Below are 11,908 nucleotides of genomic sequence, written 5' to 3' on the forward strand. Positions count from 1 at the left end.
CCGGAGCCGACATGAACCAGTGTTTCGACGAGATCGACACCGCCGTCGCCGCCATCGCGGCCGGCGGCTTCGTGGTGGTGGTGGACGATACCGACCGCGAGAACGAAGGCGACCTGATCATTGCCGCCGACGCCATCACCACCGGGCAGATGGCCTTCCTGGTGCGTCACAGCAGCGGCGTGGTGTGCGTGGCCTTGCCGCCGGAGCGGCTGGATGAATTGCGCCTGCCGCTGATGGTGGCGGACAACAGCGAATCGCACGCCACCGCGTTCACCGTCAGCGTCGATTACCGCCACGGCACCAGTACCGGGATCAGCGCGGCGGATCGGGCGGCGACGCTGCGCGCGCTGGCCGATCCCGCCATCGGCGCCGACGATTTCGCCCGCCCCGGCCACGTGTTCCCGCTGCGCTATCGCGAAGGCGGCGTGCTGCGGCGGCGCGGCCATACCGAGGCGGCGCTCGATCTGGCGGCGCTGGCCGGGCGCGCGCCCGCCGGCGTGCTGTGCGAGATCGTCGACGACGACGGCAGCATGGCGCGGCGGCCGGCGTTGTTCCGCTTTGCGCGGCGCCACGGCCTGCCCATCGTCAGCATCGCCGCGCTGGTGGCGTACCGGCTGCGGTTGCAGGCGTCCGACGAGCGCGTGCTCCAGGCCGTGGCCTGACGGGAACGGGCGGCCGCAAGGCCGCCCGTGTGCGTCATGCGGCCTGGGCGCCGCCCAGGTAGAAGGCGTGCAGGTCCTGGTGTCCGGCCAGCGCCTGGGCGCTGTCGTGCGCGGCGATCACGCCGTTTTCCAGCACGTAGCCGTAGTCCGCATAGCGCAGCGCGACGGCGGCGTTCTGCTCGGCCAGCAGAAAGCTCACGCCTTCGTCGCGGTTGAGCGCATGCACGATCTCGAAGATCTCCTCGACGATCTGCGGCGCCAGGCCCATCGACGGTTCGTCCAGCAGCACCAGGCGCGGCCGGGCCATCAGCGCGCGGCCGATGGCGATCATCTGCTGCTCGCCGCCCGAGGTGTAGCCGGCGAGGCTGCGTCGCCGTGTCCTGAGCCGCGGGAAGTACTGGTAGATGCGTTCCAGGTCGGTCGCCAGCTCGCCGCGCGACGGTCGCCGCAGGAAGGCGCCGGTCTTCAGGTTGTCCTCGACCGTGAGATGGCCGAAGCAATGGCGGCCTTCCAGCACCTGCACCAGCCCGGCGGCCGCGAGCCGGGCCGGATCGGCGCCGGTGATGTCCTGGCCGCTGAGGCGCACCCGGCCGCGCACCACCTCGCCGCGCTCGGCGCGCACCAGGCCGGAGACGGCCTTGAGCGTGGTGCTCTTGCCGGCGCCGTTGGCGCCCAGCAGCGCCACGATCCGGCCTTGCTCCACCGACAGCGACACGCCGCGCACGGCGAGGATCACGTTCTCGTAGATGACTTCGATCTGTTCCAGTTCGAGCAGGGGCATGTCTTGCTCCAGGGGTGAAAAAGGCGGGTCGCGTCGCGACCCGCCGTGGGCGGCTGGGCATCATCGACAAAACCCAGCGCAGCCAGAAGGGTTTTGCTCTTAACTCTCCTTGCTGCAATCGCGCGGCGTGATGCCCTTTTCTTTCGCGTACTTCTTCGACGATTCCTCGATGATCGGCCGCAGCAGCTTGCGGTCGGCCTGCACCCAGTCGGAGATCACGTTCCACTTGCTGCCGTCCCATTGCTGGAAGCGCACCGCGCCGCCGCCCTCGTGGTCGGCGCAAGACAGCTTGAGCGGCTGCACCAGGCCGTAGGCGCCCAGCTCCTTCAGGCGCTTGTCGTCCAGGTTCAGATGCTCGAAGCCCCAGCGCACCTGTTCGCCGGTGAGCGGCTTCTTGCCGTACTTGGCTTGCGCCAGGCGCACCGCCTCGACGTTGAGGATGCCGTTGACCACGCCCAGGTTGTAGTAGACGTTGCCGAAGCGCTTGGGATCGGCCAGGTTGCCCTTGCCGGCGTCGATCACCGTCTTCTTGATGTCTTGCAGCACCGGGAACTGCGTGCCCGACGGATGCGTGGTGATCGAGATGTAGCCCTTGGCGGCGTCGCCGGCGGGGGCGGCGTCATCCTCGGAATTGCTCCAGATGTTGCCGATGATGTGATCGACCGGGAAGCCGGTCTTCTTGGCGGTCTTGAGCGCCACCGGGTTCATCACGCCCCAGCCGCGCAGGATCACCCAGTCCGGCTTGATGCGGCGGATGTTCAGCCACTGCGATTGCTGTTCGTTGCCCGGGTGCGGCACTTCGATCAGCGTCAACTCGAAGCCGTACTTCTTCGCCAGCAGTTCCAGGATGGGGTTGGTCTCCTTGCCGTAGGGCGAGCCGTGGTACAGCGTGACGATCTTCTTGCCCTTGAGCTTATCCAGCCCGCCCGATTTCTGGCCGATGTAGTTCACGATGGCCGACACCTCGGAATACGGGTTGAGCTGCAACGGGAACACATAGGGGAACACGCTGCCGTCGGTGGAATCGGTGCGGCCGTGGTTGATGGTGATCAGCGGCAGCTTGTCGGCGGTGGAGCGATCGAGCGTGGCGTAGGCGATGCCCACCGACAGCGGATTGGTGGCGGCGGCCGGCGCGCCGTTCAGGCCTTTCTTCAGCCGCTCGTAGCACTCGACGCCTTTCTCGACCACGTATTCGGTCTCGCATTCGCTCCAGGTGAGCTTGACGCCATTCACCCCGCCCTTGGCGTTGACGTACTGCAGGTAATCGATGAACCCGCCGAAAAAGCCGGTGCCGCCGGCGGCGTAGGGGCCGACGCGGTAGCTTTGCAGCGGGAAATATTGCTCGTTGGCCGCGTGGGCGCCGCCGGCCAGCAGGCCCGCGACGAGCAGTGCCGCGACGCGGCGGAAGGTTGCGTGCTTCATGGTGATACTCCCTGTGGTTGAGGTTGCCGCTGTGGCGCGGCTGATGCTTTGGGGGAAAGGGGTGATTACTCAAAGCGGCCAACAAAACCCAGCGAAGCGGTCCTGGCAAGAAGCGCGAAACGCAGACAGTACGTGTAAGTACGGCAAGTTCGCGCGACGCCGCCAGGAGGGTTTTGTTGGCCGCGCTCAGTAACGCAGTGGCCAGACGCGGGCCCTCTCACGCAACTGCTGCCATAGCCGGGCGAGCCCTTCCGGCTCCTTGATCAGAAAGCCGATGATCAGCAGGCCGAACACGATCTTCTGCAGGTTCTCCAGCTGGCCCGCGTCGATCACGCCGGGGGGCAGCAGGCCCGAGAGCAGCGACAGGCCGATGGGCAGCAGCACGATGAAGGCCGCGCCGAGGAAGTTGCCGGCGATGCTGCCGAGGCCGCCGATGATGATGATGAACAGCACCTGGAATGATCGGCTGAGATCGAAGCCGTGCGGCTCCACCGTGCCCAGGTAGGTGAACGCCCACAGCGCGCCGGCCACGCCGAGGATGAAGCCGCTCAGCGCGAACGCCAGCAGCTTGGTGCGCGCCAGCGGAATGCCGATCACCGCGGCGGCGGTATCCATGTCGCGCACCGCCATCCAGTTGCGGCCCAGCTCGCTCTTCACCACGTTGCGCGCCAGCAGCGTCAGCGCCACCACGAAGCCCAGCGTCAGCAGATAGCGCCCGGCCGGGTTCGACAGATCGTGGCCGGCGATCCGCAGTGGCGGCGCGGTGATCACGCCGGAGGCGCTGTCGTTGGAGAACCAGCTCACCTTGGTGAACAGCCACTGCACGAAGAACTGCGCGGCCAGCGTCGACACCAGCAGGTAAAAGCCCTTGATGCGCAGGCTGGGCAGGCCGAACAGCACCGACGCGGCCGCGGCGAACACGCCGCCGAGCGCGATGCCGACCAGCAGCGGCAGGCCGGGCACGCGCAGCGCCAGGTTGTAGGTGGCGAAGGCGCCGACGGCCATGAAGGCGGCCGAGCCCAGCGACAGCTGCCCGGCGTAGCCGGTCAGCAGGTTGAGCCCCAGGCCGGCCAGCGACAGCACCAGGAACGGGATCAGGATGGCGTTCAGCCAGTAGTCCGAGCCGATGGCCGGGACGACGGCGAATGCGAACAACAGCAGTGCGTAGAGCGCGTAGCGATCCTGCCGCAGGCGGAACAGGCGGCGATCGGCGCGGTAGTGGCCGCTGAACTGGCCGGCTTCGGTGTAGAACATGGTTGGCTCCGATGTCTTCTCGTTGGGTCAGACCCGCTCGATGGCGCGCTCGCCGAACAGGCCGGCCGGGCGCACCAGCAGGAACAGCAGCGCCAGCGCGTAGGGAAACCAGTTCTCGATGCCGCCGCCCACCAGCGGCCCGAGATAGACCTCGGCCAGCTTTTCGCCGGCGCCGACGATCAGCCCGCCGACGATGGCGCCGGTCATCGAGGTGAAGCCGCCGATGATCAGCACCGGCAAGGCTTTCAGCACCACCAGCGACAGCGAGAACTGCACGCCCAGCCGGGCGCCCCACAGCAGGCCGGCGACCAGCCCGACGAAGCCGGCCACCGCCCACACCACGGCCCAGATGCGCGGCAGGCGGATGCCGACGGCGAGCGCGCCGAGCGCATCGTCGGCCACCGCGCGCAGCGACAGGCCGAGCCGGGTGCGGTTGAACAGGAAGGACAGCAGGGCGACCAGCAGCGCGGCGGTGCCGGCGGCGAACAGGTCGAACTGCGACAGCAGCATGCCGCCCAACTCCAGCGGCTCGTCGGCGATGCCGAGGTCCAGCCCGTGCACCTGCGCGCCCCACAGCGCCTGCGCCGCGCCCTCGATCACGTAGGACAGCCCCAGCGTGGCCATGAACAGGGTGATCGGCGAGCGGTTCACCAGCGGGCGCAGCACCGCGCGCTCGATCAAGAGCGCCAGCGCCACCATGGCGGCCAGTGTCAGCGCGAACGCGCCCCAGAACGGCACGCCACGCTCGACCAGGCTGACGAAGGTGAGCGCGGCGAACAGCACCATCGCGCCCTGGGCGAAATTGAATACGCCCGACGCCTTGTAGATCAGCACGAAGCCGATGGCGACCAGCGAATACATCACCCCGGCCAACAGGCCGCCGGTCAGTACTTCCAGAAAGAAATCCATACGTTGCTCCAGGCAAGCCGGGCCCTGCCGGCCGCGGTGACACGGTCGGTGCAGGGGAAACCGGCGGGTTGGAGCCGCTGACAAAACCCAGCGAAGCGGTCCTGGCAAGAAGTGCGAAACGTCCTGAACGGCGATAAACCGGACTTCCTTCGGTCGCAGGCAGTACAAGTCGTACGACAAGTAAGCACGACGCAGCCAGGAGGGTTTTGTCGGTGGCTCCTAGTGGCGGGTGCCGAGGTATGCGGCGATCACCTCGGGATTGCGGCGTACCTCGTCGGGCGGGCCGTCGCCGATCTTGCGGCCGTAATCGAGCACCACCACGTGGTCGGACAGGTTCATCACCACGCCGATGTCGTGCTCGATCAACACCACCGTGGTGCCGAACTCGCGATTGACGTCGGCGACGAAGCGGCTCATTTCGCGTTTTTCCTCGGCGTTCATCCCGGCCATCGGCTCGTCGAGCAGCAGCAGCTTGGGCTCGGCCGCCAGCGCCCGCGCCAGTTCCACGCGCTTTTGCAGGCCGTAGGGCAGTTTGCTCACCAGCGTGTGGCGCCACGGTTGCAGGTGCAGGAAGGCGATCACCTCCTCGGCGCGTCGCCGTTGCGCGTCGTCCTCGGCCGGGGCGCGGCCGATGCGCAGCGCCTGCTCCAGCCAGCTGCTGCGGCGCTTGAGGTTGCGGCCGGTCAGCACGTTGTCGAGCACGCTCATGCCCTTGAACAGGGCGATGTTCTGGAAGGTGCGGGCGATGCCGCGCACCGCCGCGCGATGCGGGTCCATGCGCCGGCGCACCTCGCCGTCGAACACGATGCGCCCCGCCTGCGGCCGGTACACGCCGTTGATCACGTTGAGCAGCGAACTCTTGCCGGCGCCGTTGGGGCCGATCAGCGCGGTGATGCGGCCGCGCGCCACGTCGAAGCTGATGTCGCTGATCGCCTTCACGCCCTTGAACGAGAGCGAAATGCCCTCCAGGCGCAGCAGCGGGGATGAAATCTCGGTCATCTTCAATACCTCAACCGGGTTGCGGCAGCGCCGCGCCGTAATCGGGCGCCTGCCAGCCGGTGACATGGACTGCGGGGCCGGTGGCGCCCTGCCACTGCGCCGGGTCCGGCCAGCCGCGCACCGTCACGCCCAGTTGCGCCAGCAGGCGGGCGGCGGGCTCGGTCAGCGGTTCGCCCACTAGCAGCGGCACGCGGGTGCGGGTCAGCCCCAGCACGTCGCGCAGCGGGCGGCGCACCAGCCAGTAGCCGGCGATGCCGTGCCACAGCCGGCCGGGCCAGCCGCGCGGCGGCGCGAGCGCGGTATCGACCAGCCGGCGGCGCAGCGAGCCGGGCAACGGCAGGCGTTGCTGCACCTGATCGGCGAGCCGGCCCCAGGTTTCGCGCGTGCCGGCGACCAGCGTCGGGCCGAGTTCGCGTCGATCCTGGTCGCGCGTGGCGGTGCTTTCCGGGAAGTTGAGGCGAAACCCCGCCAGCAGCCACGGCGCCAGCAGGTAGCGCGCCTGGCCGCCGGCGGCGAAGGCGCGCGCCGCCAGCGCTTCCTCGTGCTCGGTCAACCCTTCGGCCGCGACCAGGCGCACGCCTTCCTGCAACAGTTCGGCATGGGCGATGGCCTGACGCTCGATGGCGCCGTCGGCCTGCACCCGGTAGAAGGCGAAGGCCGGCTGCGTCGGACGCGCCCGCGGTTCGGCCGGGGCGGGGCCGCCGTCGAGCGCCGCGTAGGCGGTCCACCCGGCGATGCCGGCCAGGCCGCGCGCGTCGCCATAGATGGCCAGGTGGTAGCCATCGTGGCTCACGCGTCGCCACTGGGTTTCGTCCTCGACGAACAGGTGGCGCGGCGCCAGCTGCCGCAACAACGCTTGCAGCGCGGCGTCGGGCTGGTCCGGATCCAGCGGCACCGCCACGCCGCCCAGCCATTGCGCGGCCAGCGACAGCAGCAATGCCTCGGGGCGCGGCTGCGTCAGCAGCACCAGCGCGTCGCCGGCGCCGAAGCCGGCCGTGGCGAGCGCGCCCGCCAGCCGCGTCGTTTCGTTGGCCAGTTCGCGCCAGCGGCGGGCCTGCCAGATGCCCAGCCGCTTGTGACGCAGAGCGATCGCCGCGCCTCGGCGGCGGGCCTGGGCAAGCAGGTGGTCGGGCAGGGTGGCGGGCGCGGGGTGGTCCATGCGCGCGGCCTCAGGCTGCCACGGCTTCGGTGGCCTGCCGCGCTTCCAGCTCGCGCACCAGCGGCAGCACCTGCTGGCCGAAGTAGACCACTTCCTCGTGGTAATGCAGGAAGCCGGTCAGGATCAGGTCGACGCCCACCGCCTTCAGCGCGACGATGCGCTCGGCGATCTGGCGCGGCGTGCCGATCAGGTTGGTCTTGAAGCCGTCGTTGTACTGCACCAGATCCTCGAAGGTGGATTTGGCCCAGTTGCCTTCGCCCTCGGGGCTGGCCTTGCCGGCCTGTTTCACCGCGTCGCCGAAGGCGTTGACGGCTTCCGGGTCGGCTTTTTCGATGATCTCGGCCAGTACGGCGCGCGCTTCTTCCTCGGTCTCGCGGGCGATGACGAAGGCGTTCACTCCGATCTTGACGCTGTGCTGGTTGGCGGCGGCCTTGGCGCGGATGTCGTCGATCTGTGCCTTGATCCCTTCGACGGTATTGCCGTTGGTGAAGTACCAGTCGGACACGCGCGACGCCATGTCGCGCGCGGCGCGTGAGCTGCCGCCCTGGAAGATCTCCGGGTGCGGCTGCTGCAATGGCTTGGGCTTGAGCGTGTAGTCGCTGAAGCGATAGAAGTCGCCGCGGAAGCTGAAGCTGTCGCTGGTCCAGATGCCCTTGAGCGCGCGGATGAATTCCTCGGAGCGGCGATAGCGCTCGTCGTGCTCCAGCCACGGCTCGCCGATGGCCTGGAATTCGCCCTTGAACCAGCCGGAGACGATGTTGACCGCGACGCGGCCGCCGCTGAGCTGGTCGATGGTGGCGATCTGCTTGGCGGCGACGGCCGGGTTCCACGGGCCGGGCAGGATGGCGGCGATCACCTTGAGCCTGGTGGTGGCGGCCAGCAGCGCATGCGAGAACGCCACCGGCTCGTGCTGGAACTCGGCGCCGTAGCCGGCGGTGAAGCGGATCTGGCTCAGCGCGTAGTCGAAGCCGTTGGCCTCGGCCAGCTGCGCCAGCTTGCGGTTGTAGTCGATGTCCCAGCTGGTGCGCTGCTCGATCTTGCTGACGACGAGGCCGCCGCTGACGTTGGGGACCCAATAGGCGAACTTGATCTGGCTCATGGGGAGGTTCCTGTGTGTGAAAGGCTGTGGATTCAGGCCGCGACGGCGGCGGGAATCGCCGCGTCGCGATGGGAAAGCAGCGGCAGCGCGCGCTTCACCGCCAGGGCGATGCGTGCCCGCAAGGCGTCGTCGGCGATGCGGTAGTCGCTGAACTCGCGCTCGGCGCCGTAGACGCCGACCGGCAGCGTCAGCGCCTGGAAGAACGAGAACAGCGGGCGCAGCTGGTGATCGATGACCAGGGCGTGGCGATCGCTGCCGCCGGTGGCCGCCAGCAGCACCGGCACGTTGGTCAGCGCCTCGTGATGGACGAAGTCGAACAGGTGCTTGAACAGGCCGGTGAAGGACGCGCGGTAGACGGGAGTCGCCACCACCAGCAGGTCGGCGGTCTCGATGGCGCGGATATCCTCGGCCACGCTCACCGGCAACTGGTCGCGTCGCAGCGCGCCGGCGAGCGACGGGCCGATCTCGCCCAGCTCGATCAGCCGGATCTCCACCGGGATGTGCTCGGTCAGCTGGGCCAGGATGGCCTCGGTGAGGGCCAGGGTGCGCGACGGGCGTTGCAGGCTGCCGGTCACGGCGACCACGTTCAGTTTCTTGCTCATAGTGTCCTCTGGGCGGGATTGCCGGTTGTTGCCGGCTCTCTATGAGCACTAAGCGTGCCAAAGCTGTTTTTCTATATTTATCAATGCATTGGGTGTGGCTGGACGGTGACCTGCATGTTGCGCCTGCTGCACCGTGCTGCTGGGTTGCTGCTGGTGCAGCAGTGAGCGGCCGGGCGGGCAGGGTGGGAGCAAACGGGCGGCGGGCGGTGCTGGTGGAGCAGCAACGTTGCAGCAACTCGCTGCGGGCCCACTCGTCGTTCCGGCGACGGGTTTTTGATTTTTTCTTTCAAATCAAAGGGATGGTTTGATGGCATGAAGTGTGCATTTCCTGCTGCGGACCGCGGCCTTTACCGCGGCATTCTTTCCAGAGGAAGTCCACCGATGTCCGAACTTGCCCAACCCTCCGCTCCGGTGGCCGCCGCCCGGCCGGCCGCTCACCTGATCCGCGACGACGCCGAAGCGATCGCCATCGCCCACGAACTGGCGGCGGAGTTCCGCCAGGAGGCCGCGCAACGCGATGCCGAGCGCCGCCTGCCGCGCGCCGAGCTGGACCGCTATTCGCAAAGCGGCCTGTGGGGCATCACCGTGCCCAGGGAATACGGCGGCGCCTTCGTCTCCAACGTGACGCTGGCCGAGGTGGTGAAGATCATCTCCGAAGCCGACCCCAGCATCGGCCAGATCCCGCAGAACCATCTGTATATGGTCGAGGGCCTGCGGCTGGACGGCAGCGACTGGCAGAAGCAGCACTTCTTCAAGCTGGTGCTCGACGGCGTGCGCTTCGGCAACGCGTTTTCCGAGATTGGCACCCGCAGCGTGAACGACGTGCAGACGCGCCTGACGCCCACCGAGGGCGGCTATGTGCTGTCGGGCAAGAAGTTCTATTCCAGCGGCGCGCTGTTGGCCGACTGGGTGCCGGTGGTGGCCAAGAACGAGCACGACGAAACGGTGGTGGCGTTCGTGGAGAAGGGCAGCAAGGGGCTGACGGTGATCGACGACTGGTCGAGCTTCGGCCAGCGCACCACGGCCAGCGGCACCACCTTGCTGGAGAACATCTTCGTGCCGCGCGAATACGTGCTGCCGCATCACCTGGCGTTCGACCGGCCGACGGTGATGGGCCCGATCGCGCAGATCATCCAGGCCGCCGTCGATGCCGGCATCGCCCACGCCGCGCTGAACGACACCATCGCCTTCGTGCGCCAGCACACCCGGCCGTGGATCGACAGCGAGGTCGAGCACGGCTACGAGGACCCGCTGATCATCCGCGAGATCGGCGACCTGACCATCCGGGTGCATGCCACCGATGCGCTGCTGCGCCGCGCCGGCGAGGCGATCGACCTGGCGCAGGCCGAGCCGACCGAGGCCAACGTCGCTGCCGCGCAGATCGCCGTCGCCGAGGCCAAGGTGCTGAGCACCGAGACCGCGGTGCTCGCCGGCAGCAAGCTGTTCGAGCTGGCCGGCACGCGCTCGACGCTGAACCAGTTCAATCTGGATCGCCACTGGCGCAACGCGCGTACCCACACGTTGCATGATCCGGTGCGCTGGAAGTACCACCACGTGGGCAATTACCACCTGAACGGCGTGTTCCCGCCGCGCCATCCGTGGCTGTAGGCGCCACGCTCCCGGCGGCATCGCGTACGGACGGGTGACGCCGAAAGCAGTCGGGCCCGCAGAGGCGGGCCCGGAAGGCAGAAAACAATAAAGCCCTGACGAATCAGGGCTTTATTGTGAAATTTTGGCGGAGCGGACGGGACTCGAACCCGCGACCCCCGGCGTGACAGGCCGGTATTCTAACCAACTGAACTACCGCTCCGCAGCGGTGTTTTCGACAACCCGGCAGCCGCAGCTGCTGGTGGGTGGTGACGGGATCGAACCGCCGACATTCTGCTTGTAAGGCAGACGCTCTACCAACTGAGCTAACCACCCGCCGTCGAAAGAGGCCGCATTTAATCACGGGCTTTTGGGGGTGTCAACGACTCGCCGAAAGTTTTTTCGGGGCCCGTTTTGCGCGGTCGGATAGGTATGCTTACGGCATGAATCGAGGAGTTCCGGTGGCGTGGTGTCAGCGGAAAACGAAGGGAGGCGCGACCGCGGGGGCTGTGGCGTATCGGTGGCTGAAACATGCCGCCGATGGGCAAGCTTTCCGTCGTTGAGGTATAAATACCGCTTTTGCCGACAGCGCTGCGCCAAGTGAGAATTCAGAAATTGCCACGTATCCCGACCGCGCGTCTCGTTCGCGGGGCGGAGGTCGTGCTGGTGGCGGCGCTGGCCTGGGTCGCGGCCGGCCTGTTGTGGCGCGTGGCGGCGCCGCCGTCGCCCGATCTGCGCCTGACGCAGCCGCCGGCACCGCCGGCGCAGCAGGCGTTTGCCTGGAGCAATGCGCCCAACTGGTTCGGCAATGCCGCGACCAGCGCCACGGCCACCACGCTGTCGGCCAAGCTGCTGGCGGTGATCGCCGGGGGCGAGGGCTTCAGCGCGGCGATCTTCACCGGCTTTGGCGCCGGCCCGCTGGCCGCGCGCCCCGGCGATACGCTGCAGGATGGCGTCAAGCTGTTGGCGGTGGAGCGCGACCGCGCGCGCATCGACAACCACGGTCGCATCGAGGAAGTGCCGCTGGAGGGCCTGGACAAGGCCATGCCCGGCATCGGCGCGCCGCAGCCGCCGGACGTGGTCGCGGTGGCGCCGCAGTCGCCCTCCGGCCCGGCGCAGCAGATGAAGGTGACGCGCGGCGTGATGGCCGATGCGATGCAGAACATGAATATCGCCGACTGGTCGAAGGGCCTCGCCAACGCGCCCGATGGGGGCATCTTCATCTCCAATGCGCGGCAGCAGCCGTTCGCCGAGGTGCTGCAATTGCAGGACGGCGATATTCTCAAGCGCGCCAACGGCCGGCCGCTCGGCGATACCGCCGACATGTCGCTCGTGTACAGTCAGTTCAGTCAAACCAGCCAGGTCACGCTCGAAGTCGTCCGCAACGGCGGCCTGGTGGTCCTGCAATATCAAATCCAACCATGAACGGTACGC

Annotated in this window: 11 protein-coding genes and 2 tRNA genes; 3 read left to right on the forward strand and 10 right to left on the reverse strand. The window is 68.0% G+C overall.

The features are described 5' to 3' along the window. Positions 1–11 precede the first annotated feature (11 nt). Positions 12–662 (forward strand): 3,4-dihydroxy-2-butanone-4-phosphate synthase, encoded by a 651-nt coding sequence (ribB, locus tag C556_RS19705; protein ID WP_018747576.1) that lies wholly within the window; start codon positions 12–14, stop codon positions 660–662. Between the two features lie 34 nt (positions 663–696). Here the strand turns inward: ribB and C556_RS0107255 are convergent, their stop codons facing one another. From C556_RS0107255 to msuE, 8 genes are all read right to left on the reverse strand, one after another. Then, positions 697–1,443, reverse strand: a complete 747-nt coding sequence (locus C556_RS0107255; protein WP_018747577.1) for an ABC transporter ATP-binding protein — start codon at positions 1,441–1,443, stop codon at positions 697–699. Positions 1,444–1,542: 99 nt separating this feature from the next. Beyond that, the gene (locus C556_RS0107260; RefSeq protein ID WP_018747578.1) at positions 1,543–2,865 is read right to left on the reverse strand and encodes an ABC transporter substrate-binding protein; all 1,323 of its coding nucleotides are present in this window, start codon (positions 2,863–2,865) and stop codon (positions 1,543–1,545) included. Positions 2,866–3,051: 186 nt separating this feature from the next. Then, on the reverse strand, positions 3,052–4,119 hold the full coding sequence (locus tag C556_RS0107265; RefSeq protein WP_018747579.1) for a branched-chain amino acid ABC transporter permease: 1,068 nt from the start codon (positions 4,117–4,119) through the stop codon (positions 3,052–3,054). 27 nt (positions 4,120–4,146) lie between these two features. Further along, positions 4,147–5,028, reverse strand: coding sequence for a branched-chain amino acid ABC transporter permease (locus tag C556_RS0107270; protein ID WP_018747580.1), 882 nt, complete (start codon positions 5,026–5,028; stop codon positions 4,147–4,149). A 219-nt stretch (positions 5,029–5,247) separates the two neighbouring features. Next, positions 5,248–6,027: an ABC transporter ATP-binding protein gene (locus C556_RS0107275; protein WP_018747581.1), complete on the reverse strand. Its 780-nt coding sequence runs from the start codon at positions 6,025–6,027 to the stop codon at positions 5,248–5,250. A gap of 10 nt (positions 6,028–6,037) precedes the next feature. Then, a complete protein-coding gene (locus C556_RS0107280) occupies positions 6,038–7,186 on the reverse strand; it encodes an AMP-binding protein (protein ID WP_018747582.1) in 1,149 nt (382 codons plus the stop codon). Between the two features lie 10 nt (positions 7,187–7,196). Next, entirely contained in the window at positions 7,197–8,285 is a 1,089-nt protein-coding gene (gene sfnG, locus C556_RS0107285; RefSeq protein ID WP_018747583.1) for a dimethylsulfone monooxygenase SfnG, read from the reverse strand. 32 nt (positions 8,286–8,317) lie between these two features. Next, positions 8,318–8,887: an FMN reductase gene (msuE, locus tag C556_RS0107290; protein ID WP_018747584.1), complete on the reverse strand. Its 570-nt coding sequence runs from the start codon at positions 8,885–8,887 to the stop codon at positions 8,318–8,320. 381 nt (positions 8,888–9,268) lie between these two features. Between msuE and C556_RS0107295 the strand changes: the two genes are divergently transcribed. After that, on the forward strand, positions 9,269–10,495 hold the full coding sequence (locus C556_RS0107295; protein WP_018747585.1) for an SfnB family sulfur acquisition oxidoreductase: 1,227 nt from the start codon (positions 9,269–9,271) through the stop codon (positions 10,493–10,495). 125 nt (positions 10,496–10,620) lie between these two features. Here the strand turns inward: C556_RS0107295 and C556_RS0107300 are convergent. Both C556_RS0107300 and C556_RS0107305 read right to left on the reverse strand, forming a co-directional pair. Continuing rightward, positions 10,621–10,697, reverse strand: a tRNA-Asp gene (locus tag C556_RS0107300). Between the two features lie 37 nt (positions 10,698–10,734). Next, positions 10,735–10,810: transfer RNA gene (locus tag C556_RS0107305), tRNA-Val, on the reverse strand. A gap of 279 nt (positions 10,811–11,089) precedes the next feature. Here C556_RS0107305 and C556_RS0107310 point away from each other — a divergent pair. Continuing rightward, positions 11,090–11,899: a type II secretion system protein N gene (locus C556_RS0107310; RefSeq protein ID WP_169338603.1), complete on the forward strand. Its 810-nt coding sequence runs from the start codon at positions 11,090–11,092 to the stop codon at positions 11,897–11,899. The last annotated feature ends 9 nt before the right edge of the window (positions 11,900–11,908 follow it).

The sequence above is a fragment of the Chitiniphilus shinanonensis DSM 23277 genome (assembly GCF_000374805.1).
Taxonomy (GTDB): domain Bacteria; phylum Pseudomonadota; class Gammaproteobacteria; order Burkholderiales; family Chitinibacteraceae; genus Chitiniphilus; species Chitiniphilus shinanonensis.